Origin of the sequence: Lentzea xerophila (genome assembly GCF_051094245.1) — a bacterium.
Taxonomy (GTDB): Bacteria; Actinomycetota; Actinomycetes; order Mycobacteriales; family Pseudonocardiaceae; genus Lentzea; species Lentzea xerophila.
Genome location: NZ_CP194934.1, coordinates 3,599,836 through 3,616,080, shown reverse-complemented (window position 1 = coordinate 3,616,080; position 16,245 = coordinate 3,599,836). Strand labels below are relative to the sequence as shown.

Sequence of the window (16,245 nt, the reverse complement as noted above, 5' to 3'; positions counted from 1 at the left end):
CGGTCGACGCCCTCCTCGGACAGCAGCCGGTGGACCTGGACCGTCTCGAGCTGGCCCATCCGGCGCGCCCGCGCGATCGCCTGCCACTCCGTGGTGGGCTTGAGCTGGGGCTCGCAGATGAGTCACTCCAGGCGACAGAGCGGGTAGAGGCTGTCGCGTGACGTTGAGGTAACTCGTCAGACGGTGAACGTGGCGGCTGAGCGGTGAACGCTCTGTCAGGCACAAGAAACTCGCCCAGCACTTCCCCCGATCGGGGGCATGACTTCTTCGGTTCCTCGCTTGGAGGTTTTCCAAGCGGTACCAAGGAACTCGCAGAGTGTGCGCAGTAAGCGCCAAGGCGAGGGGACCATGTGTCTGAACAGCTTGACCACCCACCCGTGCTCGACCGCGACGGCGGGACGTTGAGCGTTGACCTGAGCGAAGCCGACGCGCGGTTCCGGCAGTGGATGCACGAAAACCTCAGCCACGCAGCCGGCCACTTCGGCCTCACCATCTCAGGGCAAGCCCGGCTCGGCTGGCTCGACCGGTCGATCAGCGCACCCGTACAAGCAGCCGGCCGGCAGCTCTGGCTTCGGGTGGTGTCCGAGGACAAGCAGTGGACCGGTGGCGCCTTCTGGACCGGGAACCTCGACGCCAACGTGTTCACCACGCTGCCCAAGCCGCGCGTTCTCGACGTCTACGAGTGGGAGGAATGGCGGCAGCAGCGTGCCGAGCTGATGACCCTGGCCCCCGGTTCGCCCTGCTCCCCCACCGACGCTCTGCGCCTCACGGTCGATCTTCCCGACCAGTGGTGGACACAACTCCGCGGAACGGTCGAGGTGGTCACGGCGACGCCGACCGACCGGGTCAACGCCGATCAGGCCTTGGTCACCGGCAGGATCCAGCAGTACTTCGGGAATTCGGTGAACCCTGTTGTACGCCACTGGGAAACGGTTCACGGCGACCTGCACTGGGCGAACCTGATGGGACCGGACTTCGGCCTGCTGGACTGGGAGCTGTGGGGCCGCGGTCCAACAGGGACAGACGCGGCCACCCTGTTCTGCTACAGCCTTCTCGTGCCAGACATAGCGGAACGAGTACGCGACACCTTCGCCGACGTGCTCGACACCGACGCCGGACAACTCGCACTGCTCTACGTCGCAGCCCGGCTGCTACACCGAGTCGACAAAGGCGACCACCCGGACCTCGCCGCACTGCTCGGGAAGCTCATCGAGACCTTGTGAGCCACCCGTCAGAGCAACGAGTCCGGCGAGGCGTCGTTGACCGTGCGGGCGGTGCTGCGCGGTGACGGCCCGTTCCGCAGCGGTGCGATGGTCACCGGCACGCCCAGCTCGCCGACCTTCACCGAAGCGGTCCAGAACGTCGTCACGTCCTTCAGCTCGGGCGAGCCGCGCATCGCCATGACGGCGGAATCCCCGATACGGGAGACGGCCAGATCCGCGGGCGCCCGAGTGGCGAGCTCCTCGTCCAGGTACGCGGTCATCCCGCTGGTGCCGACGAAGGTGCCCACGATCAACGCCACGCCGAGCGCAACGACGACGGACACCCCCCGCCGCCCGCCGAGGCGCACCACCGACACCACCGGCCGCGAGCTCACCGACCGTGCTGAACCGGCGTAACGGCCAGCTCACCACCGACAGCACCGGACGCACCACCATCGGCCCGAGCGCGATGAGCGCACCGAACGTCGCCGTCACCGCGAGCAGCAGGTACGCCAGTGAGTTGCCGCCGTCCGGCTCGCTGCTCGGCTCGGCCGTCAGCAGCAACGCGACGAGCCCCGCCGCCACGGCCCCGAGCACCAGTCCCGCCACCAGGCGGTACGCGCTGATCCGGCTCTCCGCCGACAACGTGCGGGAAGCACGGAACACCTGCAACGGCGCCGCCCGCGAAGCCGTGAACGCGGGCGCGGTCACCGCCCCGACCGTCAGCAGCACCGAGCCGATCACCACACCGACGGCGGCACCGAACGAGAAGTCCGGAAACTCCATCGCCACACCGGAAGAACGAGCGACCGCCACCGCCGCGGAGCTCGCCCCCTGAGCCGCGACCACCCCGGCGATCCCGGCAACGAGCCCGACCACCGCGCCTTCGACCATCAGCGCCCGCACCAGCTGGCCGGGCTGGGCACCAACGGTGCGCAGCAGCGCGAGCTGCCGCAGACGCTGCGCGAAGACGATCCGGAACGTCGCGGTCGCCACCAGCGCGGCCGCCAGCACCGAGACCGCCACGAACATCCGAGGATCGACTGCCGTGAGCGCTCGGAATGGGTCGACGCCGATGTGCCGGGTCGTGCCGCGTGTCCATGCCTACACTCAGTGACCATGTCCGTCCTGTTGCGACTGCACGGTGTGCGCCCCGCCGAGGTATCGGCTCGCTGTTCGGCGACCGCCGAACTGATGGCGTGCCTGCATGTGCTGGCGGAGCCGGAACACCACCCGGACCTCGCTGCCTGGGTACGACGGGCGATGGCCGACCTGCCCGACGGGCCGGCGGCGGACTGCGTCGCGTTCGCCCCGCTGTGGGCCCGGTTCCGCACCCGGATGATGCTTCCGCTGACCTCGATCCCTGCCGGGTCCGGGGAGCTTGACGACGAGCTCGCGCAGATCGCGGGCCTCGACATCGGTGCGTTCATCCAGATGGCTGGAACTGCGATCTTCGGTTTGGCACGGAGCTTCGACTGGCCGCTGGACAGCGATGCGGCAGCGCAGACCTTCGTCAAGGCCTGCGCTGAGCGTTCACACCGCCGCGGCGTGCTGGCGGCAGAGCTCGTGGCGGATCCGGAAGCTCTACGGCTTCGGCTGCTCGGCCTCCTTCACGCGGCGTCGAGCGGGTTCTTCGGCGTGCTCTGGCGCCGGTTGCGGCCTGCTCTCCAGCGGTCGGTGGACCGGGTTGAAGCGTCGCTGCGCGCGGAGCCGTTGCCACTGGTGGTGGGGTCACTCGCGCCGAACGCCGTGATCGACCTGGCAGAGCAGACCGTCGAGTTCAGCAAGCTCCAGCAGGCGGTGGTGCCGGTGCGCGGGCGCGGTCTGGTGCTCGTGCCCTCTCATTTCGGCCAACCCCATCTGCTGGTCAAGGACGAGAAGGTGAAGGGCTGGTCGCCGCAGCGCCAGCCGCCGGTGGTGGTCCAGTACCCGGCCGAGCAGCACGGGCCGCGCGGTGCGGACACCCTGGACAAGATCAGGGAGCGGTTGCTCGTGCTGACCGACGCCGGCCGGCTGGAGATCTGCCGCCACCTGATCAACGAACAGTGCACGACGACCGAACTGGCGTGGCGGACAGGGATGACGCCGCCGCAGGTCTCCCGGCACCTGCGGCGGCTGCGCGATGCCGGACTGGTCGTGTCCGCCCGCCACGGGCGCAGCGTTCAGCACCGCATCCAGATCAGCAGGCTCTATGGGATCGGCTACGACCTGGTTGCCAGGATCGTCGGCTGACGATTACCGCACCCGCGGTAACTCCGGGTACGTCCGTGCTGGGCCGGTCGCATACTGAGCGCCACTCACCGCCCTACGCACACTGGAGTGCCGATGAAGCCCACTCGCAGCCTCGTGGCAGCCCTGCTGGTGGCGTCCACTGTGGCCGGATGTGGCACCGAAGCCACAGTGGACACGTCCACTCCTCGCCGCGGTGGCGAGCTGGTGGTGGCGAGCATGCCGACCGCGCTGGACCCGGTGTACTCGACGCTGCGGAGCAACTGGCTGGCCGCCGCGACGATGTGCGAAGGTCTGTGGGAGAACGACTCCCGCATGGGCGTGCACAACGGCCTGGCCGAGGACTACCAGTACGACGGCGCCACCACCTATACGGTCCGCCTGCGCGCCGGAGTCGTGTTCCACGACGGCCAACCGCTGCGGGCGGGCGACGTGGCCGCGTCGTTGCGGCGGTACGCGGGAAGCAGCCCCGGCGCGACCTTCGGCAAGATCCTCGAACGCGTGTCGGCCGTCGACGACCTGACCGTGGCCATCGAGCTCAAGCAGCCCAGCTCCGCGGTGCCCGCGTTGCTGGCCACCCCGGACACCGCCGCCTACATCATGCCCGCGTCACTGGTGGCGGACGTGCCGTCGAAGAAACCTCTGCCCCGCATCACCTGCACCGGACCGTACCAGCTGCGCGAGTTCGTGCCCGACCGGCAGGTCGTCCTCGACCGATTCGACGGGTACCAGCCGCGTTCCGAGCCCTCGGACGGCGGCGCCAGCGGGGCCAAGACCGCCTACGCGGACAGCGTGCGGTTCGTTCCCTACAACGAGTCGAACGTTCTCAACCAGCTGCGGACCGACGCGGTGGACATCGCACCGTCCGGCCCGCTCATGGACCAGCTGCCGAGCTACCAGCGTGACGACAAGCTGAATCCGGTGGTGGTGCCGGGAGGCCAGTTCCGGTTGATGCAGTTCAACCTCAAGCAGGGGCCGGCAACGAACCCGAAGCTGCGGCAGGCCGTTCAGCGTGCGCTCGACCCGAAGCAGATCGCCCTGCAGAGCCTCGGGTCACCCGAGAACTTCCTCGACGACTCGAGCATGTTCCTCAGCACCTCGCCCTGGTACTCCCCCGCGGGGAAAGAGGTCTACAAGGCGGCACCGGACGTCGATGGCGCGCGGCGGCTGCTCGCCGAGTCGGGCTATGACGGCAGCCCTTTGCGGGTGCTGTACCGGCCCAACCGCGACCCGCACGCCGAACTGGTCCGCCAGCAGCTGCGCGCCGCCGGGATCACCGTCGAGCTGCAGGCCACCGACGAGACCAGCTTCACCTCCCGCAGGTCGGATCCGTCCCAATGGGACATGTTCCTCGCCACCGGAACCAGCTATTCGGACCCGCTGACCGTGGTGTTCCTCAGCTCCGGGTTCCCCGGTTGGTGGAACACCCCGGAGAAGAACGCTCTGCTGAACCGCATTCTCTCCGCCGCGGACGAACCCGGACGACAGGCCGCGTGGCAGGAGCTGCAGAAGCTCATCTGGACCGACCTGCCCTTCGTCAAGCTCGGCTTCGAGGGGAACCTGGCGGTGACCAGCACCCGTATCGGCGGGTTCGCTCCGTCGCTGGGCACCGTCCGCGGTTTCTACAACATCTGGCTCGGCCACTAGATCCCGTCCCCGGACTGAGGAATCCCATGCTGCGACAACGTTTTACGGATCTGTTGCGCGATCGGACGGCGATGGCCGGGGCGGTGCTGCTCGGGTTGATGGTCGTCCTCGCCGCGCTGGCGCCGCTTCTGGGCGGTGATCCCTACCGCGTCGATCCCACCAGCACGCTGCGGCCGCCCAGCGAAGGCCACTGGTTCGGCACCGACGAGAAGGGCCGGGACCTGTGGACGATGGTGGTCTACGGCGCCCGCACGTCGCTGGCGATCGGCGCCGTCACGACCGCGCTCGCCGTCGTCACGGGATACCTGCTCGGTGTCCTGTGCGGATACTTCCGCTGGGTCGACGCCGTGGTGATGCGCGTGGTCGACGGTCTGATGTCGTTCCCCTCCATCGTGTTGGTGATCAGCCTGGTCGGCGTGATGGGTGACGGCATCGGCACGATGATCACGGGACTCACCGTGGTGCTGGTCCCGATGGTCACCCGCATCGTGCGGGGCGCGGCGCTGGCGGTGAAGGCGACTCCGATGGTGGAGTCGGCGACCTCGCTGGGTTCGCGGACGGGTTGGGTGCTGCGCAAGTACGTCGCGCCGGAGGCGTTGTCGGTGACGATCGTGCAGGCCACTCTCGCGTTCTCGGTGACCGTGCTGTCCGTTGCCGCGCTCAGTTTTCTCGGGATCGGTCTGCCGCCCGACGTGCCGAGCTGGGGAGCCAGCCTTTCCGCGGCACAGCAGTACTTCTACTCGGCATGGTGGATCGGTGTGTTCCCGGGCCTGGCCCTCGTGCTGACCGTGCTCGGGCTGGTGTTGCTCGGCGACGGCCTCCGCGACGTGTTCGATCCCCGCTCGGCCAGGAAGTGAGGACCCGGTGATCAACTATCTCCTCAAACGGCTCGGGGCGCTGGTGCCGACCGTCGCGGTGCCCATGGTGCTGCTGTTCGTCATGCTCAGGCTGGCGCCCGGCGACCCGGCGGCGGCGATCGCCGGGGACTCGGCCACCACCGACGAGATCGCCGAGGTCCGCCGCCGGCTCGGGCTCGACGCGCCGCTCTGGGAGCAGTTCCTCGCCTGGCTCGGCCGGGTGGTCCGGCTCGACTTCGGCGACTCCCTGTTCGCGTCGCAGCCGGTGGCGGGCCTGGTGTTCGACCACGCGCTGGTCACGCTGCAGCTCACCGCGCTCGCGCTGGTCGTGGCGCTGCTGATCGGCCCGGCGCTCGGCATCGCGGCCGGCACCCGCAGGCATGGCCTCCTCGACCGGCTGCTGGTCTTCGGTTCGTCTGTCGGCATCGCACTGCCCAGCTTCTGGCTGGCCGTGCTGCTGATCGCGGTGTTCGGGGTGGTGTGGCAGGTGTTCCCGGTCGCGGGTTACGTGTCCCCCACTGACGACCCGGTGCTGTTCCTGCACCACCTCGCGCTGCCGGCGATCTCACTGGGCCTGCTCGAAGCGGCAACGCTGTTCCGGTACAGCCGCGCCGGGGTGCTGGACTCCCTGCACCAGCCGTTCGTGACCACCGCGCGGTCGATGGGACTGCCCGAACGCACGGTAGTCCGCAAGTACGTCTTCCGGGCGGCGATGGTGCCGATGGTGACCGTCGTCGGCCTGACCACCGGCTCGCTGATGGGCGGAGCCGTCATCACCGAGTCGATCTTCTCGATCCCCGGTCTCGGGCAGCTGCTGCTCACGGCCGTGCAGCGCCGCGACTACCCGGTCATCGAGGGCTGCATCTTCTTCATCGCCGTGGTCTACGTACTGCTCAACCTCGCGATCGACCTGCTCTATTCACTGCTCGACCCGCGCATCCGCTACTGAGGAGTCCGCGTGAACACCACAACTGAGCCAGTACTGCGCGTCTCCGGTCTCTCCGCGCGCATCGGGAACGCGCAGCTGGTGCGTGACGTCGGCTTCGAAGTCCACAGAGGACGGACTCTCGCCGTCGTCGGCGAGTCCGGATCGGGCAAGAGCATCACCGCCGCCGCGATCATGGGAATCCTGCCGCCGCAGATCCAGGTCGGCGGCTCGGTCCTCTTCGACGGCACGGAGCTGCTCCGGGAGCCGCCGAAACGACGCCGCGCCCGAGGTGGAGCGGAGATCGGCTACGTCTTTCAGGAACCGATGAGCGCACTGCACCCGCTCCTGCGCATCGGCACCCAGATGATCCGCCCCCTGCGCTACCACCTCGGCCTCAGCCGCAACGACGCCCGGAGCCGGGCGGCCGAACTGCTGGACCAGGTGGGACTGGGCGCCGAACGGAACGTGCTCGACGCCTACGTGCACGAGCTCTCCGGCGGCATGCGCCAGCGCGTCATGATCGCCATGGCGATCTCCTGCGGCCCGCGGCTGCTTCTGGCCGACGAACCGACGACTGCTCTGGACCCGACCGTGCAGCAACAGATCCTCCGGCTGCTGGCTCGGCTGCGCGAGGAACTCGACCTCGCGCTCCTGCTGATCAGCCACGACCTCGGCCTGGTGGCCCGCTACAGCGACGAGGTGCTGGTGATGTACGACGGACGGGTCGTCGAGCACGGCCCAACTAAACAAATCATCGAGCAGCCCGCGGAGCCGTACACCCGTGCGCTGATCGAGGCGGCTCCCCGCCTCGGCCGCCGCCTCGACCGACTCCCCACGATCGACACGGCGGTGCTCGAACAGACCCGGAACCGGGCGATGGCGGGAGGCGCGCGATGAACGACCGGCACGTGGTGCTCGACCTGGACAAGGTCGGCAAGGACTTCTCGTCCGGCCCGTTCTTCGCCCGGCGCCGCACAGCCGCCGTCGGCGAGGTGAGCCTGCGGGTGCACGCCAACGAGACGGTCGGCCTGGTGGGCGAGTCGGGCAGCGGCAAGTCGACACTCGGCCGGATGGCCGTCGGCCTGCTCACCCCCGACCGCGGCCAGGTGACCGTCCAGGGAAACGCGCTCGCGCCGATGACACCGAAACGGCTGCGCGAGTACCGCCGGACCCTGCAGATGGTCTTCCAGGACTCGTCAAACTCGCTCAACCCCCGCATGACCCTGGAGGAACTGCTCGTCGAGCCGTTCCGGGTGCAGAATCTGCACACCCGCCACGAACGGCGCCGGCGCGCGGCCGCACTCGCCGACGAGGTCGGGCTCGCCCGCAGCGGCCTCCCCCGCCTTCCCCACGAGTTCTCCGGCGGTCAGCGCCAGCGCATCTCCATCGCACGGGCGCTCGCGCTGGAACCGGACCTCCTCGTCGCCGACGAACCCGTCTCGGCCCTTGACGTCTCGGTCCAAGCCCAGATCCTGAACCTGTTCAAGGACATCCAGCGCTCACGGAACTTCGCGATGCTGTTCGTCTCCCACGACATGGCGGTGGTCGAGTTCATCAGCGACCAGGTCGCCGTGCTCCGCGGCGGAGAGCTGGTGGAGTTCGGCAGCCGGGACGACGTCTTCGACTCGCCACAACAGCCCTACACCCGAACGTTGCTCGACGCCGCGCCCTCACTGTGACGACACCAGAGAAAGGACCTGCATGACCGTCAACGCGGCCACCGTCACCGGCCCGCACCCCGACGCCCCCGGCTCCCGCGCAGTCGTGTTGGAGCCGTACGGCACCGACCGCATGGCGCGCTACGACTACGTGCAGGAGGAGTACTTCGTGTCCGGTGTCGCAGCCGGATCGCCCTATGGGACAAGAATTCTTCTCCGCCGGCCGGCCGACCTGAGCCGCTTCAGCGGCACCGTGATCAGCGAGCCCAGTCACATCTGGGGAGGGACCTCGGTGTGGCGCGCGATCAACCGGTTCATCATGCGGGAGAACCATATCTGGGTCGAGATCGACTCCCAGGCCCCCTCGGCGATGGGGCTGATCGCCGCAGCTGCCCCAGATCGGTACCGCTCGTTCACCTTCGCGGACAGCCCGCTCTCGGAACAGTTCGCCGCCACCATCCCGTTCTCCCCGGACCCGGACTACGCCGCCGTCGTGGAGGAGTACGACAGGTTCATGCAGCGGTGGTGGGACGCCACACCGCAGTCACCGGAGATCCTGGCGCAGGTCGCCGCCACGCTGCGCAGCGGCCTGCCCGGCACGGGCATTACCGCCCGCAAGGTGTACATCGGCGGCATCTCGCAGACCGGCGGTGCCGTCCGGGAGTTCATCCGCCACCACCACACCCGGTTGCGGCTCCCAGGAGGAGCCCCTGCCTTCGACGGCTACCTGCCAGGAGCCTCCGGCGGCCCGGCACTGCCCGACATCGACGTCCCGGTCGTCGAAGTGCTCGGCGAAGCCGAGTTCCAGAGCGTCCGCAGGCGGTGCGGCGTCGGCGGCCAGGTCCGCGGCCTGAACCACCGCCGTCCCGACAGCAGCACCTTCCGCCTGTACGAGGTCGCGGGCATGGCCCACCGGGAAACCCGCCACATGTCCGCCGCCGACCGCGACCGGCTCGCCCAGTGCCCCCTGCCCGCGGGTGCCCGCTGGAGCACCTTCCCCAACAGCCACGTGTACCACGCACTGTGGCAGGCGCTGCTGGACTGGTCGGACATCGGATTGGCGCCGGTCCCGAGCAAGCTGCTCAGCACAGTCGACGAAACCGACGAGATCCTGCGGGATGCCCACGGAAACGCACTCGGCGGTCTGCGCACCACCTACGTCGACGCACCCGCGTCCACGCTGACCGCCGCAACCCCGCTGGGCCGCCCCAGTTGGTACCACGGGAACGAGACCCCGTTCCCCCCGACGAAGTTCGAAGAGCTGTACGGCGGCATCGAACGCTGGCAGCGAAGAGTCGCCGATCACCTGGAGCACTACTTGCAGGAACGGACCTACCTGCCGGTTGATGCCGAAGAAATCAGGGAGACCGCCACGCCGCGTACGGTCTGACCCGCCAGGGCGAAGCCGCGGGCAGAGTCATGCGGCTGCCGATTCGTCGAGGGCTGGGCAATGCCGAACGCGAGCGGAACGGCGATCGCGTTGCAGGACAGCGACGACACCCGCTTGTATCGGTACCGGCACCGTCGCGAAGACCCACGTGCGGTTGGGCATCGTGGATGTGGACGCCGGCCGGGAGGGGGTCGGCGGGCCGCGTGTGGTGTGGTTGCGATGCCTCGAATAGGCCCCCTCACCAGCCGCGCTCGGCACGGGCGTCGCTTGCCCGTGATCAGCCCTGGAACGGACACTCATGCCGAGATGAGGCGTGTTGAGTCCGTTCCGGGAAGTTCACTGGTCGGTGGACCAGGTGCCCAAGGCGGCGATGATGGCTTCGATGAGGGTGGAGTCGATCGGAGCGTGCTCGATGGTGCTGCGGTAGTACATCGGCCCGATGGTCATGGCGGCGGCGTTTCGACTGGTGAGGGTGAGGGTGATCTCGCCGCGCGCTTGGGCGTCGTCGAGGGCGGCGGCGAGCCGGTCGGCGAGGATGCCGGCGAACTGCGCGCGGCGGGCGTCCATGTTCTCGTCCCACAGCGCGGTGTTCGCCAGGGTGGTGGACACGGCGCGGACGTCGTCGAGTTCGAGTTGACGGGCGATCGCGGTCAGCTCTCGTCGTAGCCAGTCCCAGGTGGGAGTGGTGGGTTTGTCGAGGAACGGCATCGGGACGGTGGCCATAGCCTCGAGGAGGAGGGGTTCGGCCTGGGGCCAGTGGCGATAGACGGTCGCACGTCCTACTCCCGCGCGGTCGGCGACTTGCACGTGCGTCACCGCGGTCGGGCCACTTTCCAGCAGCAGCTCACGGGCGGCGGTCAAGATCGCCTCGCGGCTTCGCAGGAATCGAGGGTCTTTCTCGCTGGTCACGAACCAACCTTATGAGACAACTTGACTCGTAGTACAGCGAGTGCACATCATAACGCTATGAGACATCCTGTATCACAGATGACCCTGGCGGTCCTCGGGGCGACCGGTGCCACTGGACGCCACGTGGTGTCCACGGCGCTTCAGCGCGGGCACCACGTGGTCGCACCGGTCCGCCGCGCGGGGACGTTCGCGCCGAGGGAAGGGCTTCACGAAGTGACCTGGCCCGAGGTCACCGACGTCTCGGCCCTCACGCGTGCCCTGCCGGGCGCGAGCGTGGTGATCAGCGCGCTGGGCGGAGCTGACAAGGGACCGACGACGGTCTGCACCGACGGCATCCGCTCCGCGGTCACAGCGATGAAGGCGGCTGGGGTGGCCCGCCTGATCGCCGTCAGCGCGCACGGCGTGCTGGAGACGCACGACAAGTCGTTGTACTCCTTGGCGGTGTGGGCGAATGTGGCCGAGCGAATGCGCGACAAGGAAACGATGGAGCCGCTCATCACCGCGTCCGGCCTGAACTGGACGATTGTGCGGCCGCCGAAGCTGGCCGACCACGACGCGATCGGGAAGTACAGGGCCGGAACCGACCTGCCGATCCGGCCATGGAGTTCCATCGGACGCGCCGATCTCGCCGCGTTCCTGCTCGACGAGGCCGAAACCCCGCGGTACGCCCACGCCTACCCGCGGATCATCCGGTGAACGCCGCCATCCCCGACCTGTCGGGGAAGGTCGCCGTCGTCACCGGCGCGACCGGCGGCATGGGCCAGATCATCGCCGCTGATCTCATCCGCGCAGGTGCGCACGTGGTCACGATCGCCCGCAATCCCGCCCGTGCAGACGCTCTGCGCGCACACATCGGCTCACAGGCAGCGAACCGGCTCGACATCATCCCCGGAGACCTGTCCCAGCGCGCGGACGTCGTGACCGCGGCGAAGACCATCCTGGACCGTCACGACCAGATCCACATCCTGATCAACAACGCCGGCGCGCACTTCTCCGAACGCCGCGTCTCGGCCGACGGCATCGAGATGCACATCGCCATCGACTACCTCGCCGCCTACGGCCTCACCACGCTGCTGGAGGTGCCGCTGCGACGCGGCCAGGCCCGCGTGGTGAACGTCGCCAGCGACACCCTCAACGACACCCGGCAGATCAAGCTCGCGGGCAGGCCCCGTCCGGCGACCCTCGACCTGGCCGGCATCGGTGACCTCGCAGAACTCAATCCCGCTGCCGGGTTCACGCCGTTCGAGGCCTACGCACGCGCCAAGCTCATGACGGTCACCGCCGGCTACGCCCTCGCCCGCGACCTCGCCGCCGACGGAGTGACCGTCAACGCTCTGCACCCGGGCATCGTCGCCACCGACATCATCGACGACCTCGTGCCCCCGCTGCTACGTCCCATGCGCACACTGATCCGCCGCAGCCTGCTCACCCCCGCCGAAGGAGCGAAAAGCGCGACACGCATCGCGACCGACCCCGCCATGGCCGTTGTCACCGGCCGCTATTTCAGGCGTGACACGGAATCCAGCACTCCGCCGGTCTCCCACGACCCCATCACCCAGCAGCGACTCCTCACCCTGAGCCTGACCCATTTCACCAGCTGACGACGACCTGGCAACCTGTCAGCCGATCCTGGCTCTGTCCACACCGGGCCACGCACAGCGCCGATGAGTCTTGGGAGCACGAAGCGGGAGCAGCTCCGTCCGCTGAACGCGCCGAGACTGTCCTCAATGGACTTAACGGACCCGCGCCGACCTACGAGAGTCATGCTTCCGCAGGTAAGCGCGGTATCGCCGGCAGGTGTTGATTACTCAGAAGCCGGGAGAGCGAAGTGGGAACGCCGGACCCGCCCACAACGTGTCCGGCGCCCACCAAGATGTCCTGTCCCCGCGCTCAGGAGAGGCCGGCGGGAGTGAAGGCCGGGTAGTCCGTGTAGCCCTCGGCGTGACCGCCGTAGTGGGTGGCGCTGTCGCTCTCGGCCAGCGGGTGCCCGTTGGCGAACCGTTCGACCAGGTCCGGGTTGGCGATGAAGGGGGCACCGAAGGAGACGGCGTCGGCGATCTCCTGGTCCAGGACCTCGTTGGCCAGGGTCTGGGTGAAGCCGAGGTTGGCGATCACGTTGCCCTGGTAGTGGGCGCGGAAGCGGGCGAACTGGCTGACGCGTTCCTCTGGCGTGCCGGGCGAGCCCACGAGGTGGAGGTAGGCGAGGTTGTTGTCGTTGAGCCTGGTGAGCAGCCGGTCGTAGTCGGCGAGCGTGTCCTCGGCCCCGGTGAACGCGGTTCCGCTGGTCCAGTGCGGAGAAAGCTTCACGCCGATGCGGTCGCTGCCCCACACGTCGCTCACGGCGTCCAGGACGTCCAGCAGGAACCGTGCTCGCTTCTCGCTGCTGCCGCCATAGGCGTCGGTGCGCTGGTTGAGGCGGGGGTTGAGGAACTGGGGAATCAGGTGCTGGCCCTGGGCGTGGATCTCCAGGCCGTCGAAACCGGCGCGACGGGCGTTCTCGGCGGCCTGGCGGTAGGCGCTGATGGTGCCGGCGATCTCGGCGGCGGTGAACGCTCGCGGGGTCACGGTGTCCTTCGGTCCGTCCGGGGTGAAGGACTGCTCGCCGGGGTTGATCGCGGACGGGCCCACGGGCAGGCGTCCGCCGAGGTGGTCGGGGTGGGACAGCGCGCCGAGGTGGCCGAGCTGGGAGATGATCCGCCCGCCCGCTCGGTGAACGGCGTCGGTCACCTTCCTCCAGCCGGTGGTCTGTTCCTCGGTGTAGATGCCGGGGACGTCGATGAAGCCGATCGCGTCGGTGTTGACCCAGGTGCCCTCGGTGATGATCACTCCGGCACCCGCGCGCTGCGCGTAGTAGGTGGCGTGCAGGTCGGTGGGAGCCAGGTCCGCGTTGTTGGCGCGGGCCCTGGTCATCGGGGCCATGATCACTCGGTTGGGCAGTTCGAGTGCGCCGAGGCGGACCGGCCTCAGCAGGGGCTGGGCGGTGGAGGTGCGGAGCTGGCTGGTCATCAGGATCTTCCTTGTCGGGAACGAAAAGTGGGCGTAGGCCCTGTTCAGTCCTGCTTGAGGACGTGGAGACCCGAGAGCGGGCCGCCGAGCTGCATGAGGCGTCCGCCTTCGCGCAGCGGGCCGAGGTCGACGGGAGCGAACCCGAAACCGGCGGTCAGCTCGGTGACCGTGGTCTTGGCATCGACGTCGTCACCGGCCAGGAACAGCACCTGCCGTCCGGCGTCATGACGCGGATCGGCGGCGATGTACTGGCCGTAGAGGCTGTTGAACGCCTTCACCACACGGGCGTCCGGCAGCAGTGAGGCGACGTGCTCGCTGCCGGTCAGCGGGCCGAGGTCGGCGATCTCGGCGCGCGGGGGCGGGGAGAGGAACTGGTTGGTGGTGTCGATGACGACGCGTCCGCCGAACGGCGGCAGTCCGGCCACCGCGTCCGGCACCTGGAGCCAGCCCACCGCGAGCACGACGAGCTCCGCCGAGGCCGCCTCCTCGCGCGTACCGGCGGTGACGTGCGGCCCGAGTCGTTCTGCGAGGGCGGCCAACGAGGCGGGGCCGCGGCTGTTGCTCAGCACGACCTGATGGCCCTGGCCCGCCGCGTGCCGGGCGATGGCCTGGGCGACGTTCCCGGCGCCGATGGAACCGATCTTCATGGTGATGTCCTTCGTCGGGTTCAGGAGGCGGGACCGGTGAGCAGGACGGTGCCGCTCTTGCCGGGGCGGCGGACGTGGTCGACGGCCTCCGCGAAGTCGGCCAGGTCGTAGCGGCCGGCGACCTCGAACAGTTCCGGGGAGGTCTCGGCCAGGCTGACGGCGAAGGCGACGTCCTCGGCCCGCTCCGCGGGTGTGCGGGTCAGCCATCGGCCCACCGACACGCCTCGCACCGTCAGTTCTCGCGGGACCAGCGCCAGTGACTCCAGCGGGGTGCTCCCGGAACCGAGGGCGCCGTACGAGATCAGCGTGCCGCCGTCAGCCAGCAGCGCGGTCAGTTCGCCGGTGAGTGATCCACCCACCGCGTCGAGGACGACCCGCGCCCCGCTGCCGCCGACCGCGTCCCGTACCTGGGTGCGCCAGTCCGCGTCGCTGGTCGAGATCGCCGGCAGTCCGGGGAAGCGTTGCTGCAACTCCCGCGCCCCTGCGGCGCTGCGGACCAGGTTGACCAGCGGGAAGCCGTGCCGCAGCGCGGCGGCGCTGACGAGCTTTCCGATCGACGAACCGGCGGCCGTCTGGACGACCGGTCCCGGCTGACCTCTCCGAGCGTCCTCGACCGCCCGCAGCAAGGTCAGCAGCGTGATCGGGTTGACCAGCAGCACTGCCGCCGTCTCCGCGCTGACCGCCTCGGGCACGGGCACGACCAGTTCGGCGGGCATCGTGACGAGCTCGCTCCAGGCACCCGGTACCGGGAAGAACGCCACGCGCCGGCCGGCCGCCAGTCCCGGCACGCCCTCACCGACTGCCTCGACGACTCCTGTCCCCTCCAGGCCAGGTACCTGCGGCGTGGCGAACCGCTTCCGCGGGAGCCCCGGGAAGCCCTCCACGCCGATCAGGTCCCCCGGGTGGATCGGCCGGGCCAGCACCCGCACCAGCACCTGCCCGGCCGCGGGTGCCGCCGGTGCCGGCAACTCCTGCAGGCGCAGCACTTGTGCGGCGTGTCCTTGCTGTTCGTAGGTGATGGTGCGCATGGGCCCTCCCCAGTTAATGATGACGGTCATCATCGTAAGCCATGTTATGATGAGACCCATCATTGAAATAGTCAAGCTGGGGAGCCGGCCATGCCGCGGATCACCAAGGAAGACAAAGTCCGCAACCGGCAGAACATCGTCGATGCCGCAGGCCGGATGTTCCGCTCACAGGGCATCGACGCGGTCGGCATCGCGGAGCTCATGAAGGAAGCGGGCCTGACCCACGGCGGCTTCTACAACCACTTCACGTCCAAGAACGACCTGGCCGTGGAGGTGTGCGGTACGTCGTTCGCCGCGTCACTCGGGGTACTGGCACAGGAGATCGAGGACGGTGATGACGAGGCCGGCTCCCCGCTGGAGCGGGTCGTCGCCCGATATCTCTCCGCCGCCCACCGGGATGCCGAGGACGGCGGCTGTCCCTCCAGCGCCCTGGTCACCGATGCCGGGCGGCAGAGTGAAGCGGTGCAACGCGCGTACGCCGAGGGCGTCGAGGGCTACCTCGCCGGCTTCACCGCCGAGTTCCTGCGCGAAGCCGAGGCGAAGGGGCGGACGCCCGACCCGGACCAGGGGCGCCGCAGGGCCATCCGCCTGCTCGGCGAGCTGGTCGGGACGATGATGCTCGCCCGCGCGGTGCGCCACGTCGAGCCGTCATTGTCCGACGAGATCCTGCGGGCCGGTCGCGACCACGCCCTCGACTGAGGTGACGTGACCGCGCCCTAGACGGATGCAGAGGACCGGACGTTC

17 protein-coding genes and 1 pseudogene are annotated in these 16,245 nt (G+C 69.1%); 12 read left to right on the top strand and 6 right to left on the bottom strand.

Annotation, left to right across the window (positions count from 1 at the left end):
* Positions 1 to 401 precede the first annotated feature (401 nt).
* Positions 402 to 1,223 (top strand): aminoglycoside phosphotransferase, encoded by an 822-nt coding sequence (locus ACRSBM_RS17085; RefSeq protein ID WP_434453096.1) that lies wholly within the window; start codon positions 402 to 404, stop codon positions 1,221 to 1,223.
* Positions 1,224 to 1,231: 8 nt separating this feature from the next.
* Here the strand turns inward: ACRSBM_RS17085 and ACRSBM_RS17080 are convergent, their stop codons facing one another.
* Complete coding sequence (locus tag ACRSBM_RS17080; protein ID WP_434453508.1) at positions 1,232 to 1,597, bottom strand: hypothetical protein; 366 nt, start codon at positions 1,595 to 1,597, stop codon at positions 1,232 to 1,234.
* 5 nt (positions 1,598 to 1,602) lie between these two features.
* Here ACRSBM_RS17080 and ACRSBM_RS17075 point away from each other — a divergent pair, with 5 nt between their 5' ends.
* Positions 1,603 to 2,040 carry a hypothetical protein gene (locus ACRSBM_RS17075; RefSeq protein WP_434453506.1) on the top strand — a complete coding sequence of 146 codons (438 nt, stop codon included), beginning with the start codon at positions 1,603 to 1,605 and terminating at the stop codon, positions 2,038 to 2,040.
* On the opposite strand, the pseudogene ACRSBM_RS17070 reads toward ACRSBM_RS17075, so the two are convergent.
* A pseudogene (locus ACRSBM_RS17070) lies at positions 1,944 to 2,234 on the bottom strand (FtsX-like permease family protein); the annotation flags it as partial. The gene ACRSBM_RS17075 and the pseudogene ACRSBM_RS17070 sit on opposite strands and share 97 nt — an antisense overlap.
* A gap of 87 nt (positions 2,235 to 2,321) precedes the next feature.
* Here ACRSBM_RS17070 and ACRSBM_RS17065 point away from each other — a divergent pair.
* The 7 genes from ACRSBM_RS17065 to ACRSBM_RS17035 all read left to right on the top strand — a co-directional run bounded on the left by ACRSBM_RS17065 (position 2,322) and on the right by ACRSBM_RS17035 (position 9,911).
* A complete protein-coding gene (locus ACRSBM_RS17065) occupies positions 2,322 to 3,434 on the top strand; it encodes a DUF5937 family protein (RefSeq protein WP_434444391.1) in 1,113 nt (370 codons plus the stop codon).
* 93 nt (positions 3,435 to 3,527) lie between these two features.
* Positions 3,528 to 5,078, top strand: a complete 1,551-nt coding sequence (locus ACRSBM_RS17060) for an ABC transporter substrate-binding protein (RefSeq protein WP_434444390.1) — start codon at positions 3,528 to 3,530, stop codon at positions 5,076 to 5,078.
* A gap of 53 nt (positions 5,079 to 5,131) precedes the next feature.
* Positions 5,132 to 5,935, top strand: coding sequence for an ABC transporter permease (locus ACRSBM_RS17055; RefSeq protein WP_434444389.1), 804 nt, complete (start codon positions 5,132 to 5,134; stop codon positions 5,933 to 5,935).
* Between the two features lie 7 nt (positions 5,936 to 5,942).
* A complete protein-coding gene (locus ACRSBM_RS17050; protein WP_434444388.1) occupies positions 5,943 to 6,884 on the top strand; it encodes an ABC transporter permease in 942 nt (313 codons plus the stop codon).
* 9 nt (positions 6,885 to 6,893) lie between these two features.
* A complete protein-coding gene (locus ACRSBM_RS17045; RefSeq protein WP_434444387.1) occupies positions 6,894 to 7,760 on the top strand; it encodes an ABC transporter ATP-binding protein in 867 nt (288 codons plus the stop codon).
* Positions 7,757 to 8,542: an ATP-binding cassette domain-containing protein gene (locus ACRSBM_RS17040; RefSeq protein WP_434444386.1), complete on the top strand. Its 786-nt coding sequence runs from the start codon at positions 7,757 to 7,759 to the stop codon at positions 8,540 to 8,542. Before ACRSBM_RS17045 ends, ACRSBM_RS17040 begins: the two co-directional genes overlap by 4 nt.
* 22 nt (positions 8,543 to 8,564) lie before the next feature.
* The gene (locus ACRSBM_RS17035; RefSeq protein WP_434444385.1) at positions 8,565 to 9,911 is read left to right on the top strand and encodes an alpha/beta hydrolase domain-containing protein; all 1,347 of its coding nucleotides are present in this window, start codon (positions 8,565 to 8,567) and stop codon (positions 9,909 to 9,911) included.
* 336 nt (positions 9,912 to 10,247) lie between these two features.
* Here the strand turns inward: ACRSBM_RS17035 and ACRSBM_RS17030 are convergent, their stop codons facing one another.
* On the bottom strand, positions 10,248 to 10,820 hold the full coding sequence (locus ACRSBM_RS17030) for a TetR/AcrR family transcriptional regulator (protein WP_434444384.1): 573 nt from the start codon (positions 10,818 to 10,820) through the stop codon (positions 10,248 to 10,250).
* A gap of 78 nt (positions 10,821 to 10,898) precedes the next feature.
* On the opposite strand from ACRSBM_RS17030, the gene ACRSBM_RS17025 reads away from it, so the two are divergent.
* Both ACRSBM_RS17025 and ACRSBM_RS17020 read left to right on the top strand, forming a co-directional pair.
* A complete protein-coding gene (locus tag ACRSBM_RS17025) occupies positions 10,899 to 11,516 on the top strand; it encodes an NAD(P)-dependent oxidoreductase (protein ID WP_434444383.1) in 618 nt (205 codons plus the stop codon).
* Entirely contained in the window at positions 11,513 to 12,421 is a 909-nt protein-coding gene (locus ACRSBM_RS17020; RefSeq protein WP_434444382.1) for an SDR family NAD(P)-dependent oxidoreductase, read from the top strand. Before ACRSBM_RS17025 ends, ACRSBM_RS17020 begins: the two co-directional genes overlap by 4 nt.
* 289 nt (positions 12,422 to 12,710) lie before the next feature.
* On the opposite strand, the gene ACRSBM_RS17015 is transcribed toward ACRSBM_RS17020, so the two are convergent.
* From ACRSBM_RS17015 to ACRSBM_RS17005, 3 genes are read right to left on the bottom strand one after another with little or no spacing between them, the layout of a single operon-like run.
* Positions 12,711 to 13,826: an alkene reductase gene (locus ACRSBM_RS17015; protein ID WP_434444381.1), complete on the bottom strand. Its 1,116-nt coding sequence runs from the start codon at positions 13,824 to 13,826 to the stop codon at positions 12,711 to 12,713.
* A gap of 44 nt (positions 13,827 to 13,870) precedes the next feature.
* Entirely contained in the window at positions 13,871 to 14,473 is a 603-nt protein-coding gene (locus tag ACRSBM_RS17010) for an NADPH-dependent F420 reductase (protein WP_434444380.1), read from the bottom strand.
* Positions 14,474 to 14,493: 20 nt separating this feature from the next.
* Positions 14,494 to 15,501 (bottom strand): alcohol dehydrogenase catalytic domain-containing protein, encoded by a 1,008-nt coding sequence (locus tag ACRSBM_RS17005; protein ID WP_434444379.1) that lies wholly within the window; start codon positions 15,499 to 15,501, stop codon positions 14,494 to 14,496.
* Between the two features lie 90 nt (positions 15,502 to 15,591).
* Here ACRSBM_RS17005 and ACRSBM_RS17000 point away from each other — a divergent pair, with 90 nt between their 5' ends.
* Complete coding sequence (locus tag ACRSBM_RS17000; protein WP_434444378.1) at positions 15,592 to 16,200, top strand: TetR/AcrR family transcriptional regulator; 609 nt, start codon at positions 15,592 to 15,594, stop codon at positions 16,198 to 16,200.
* The last annotated feature ends 45 nt before the right edge of the window (positions 16,201 to 16,245 follow it).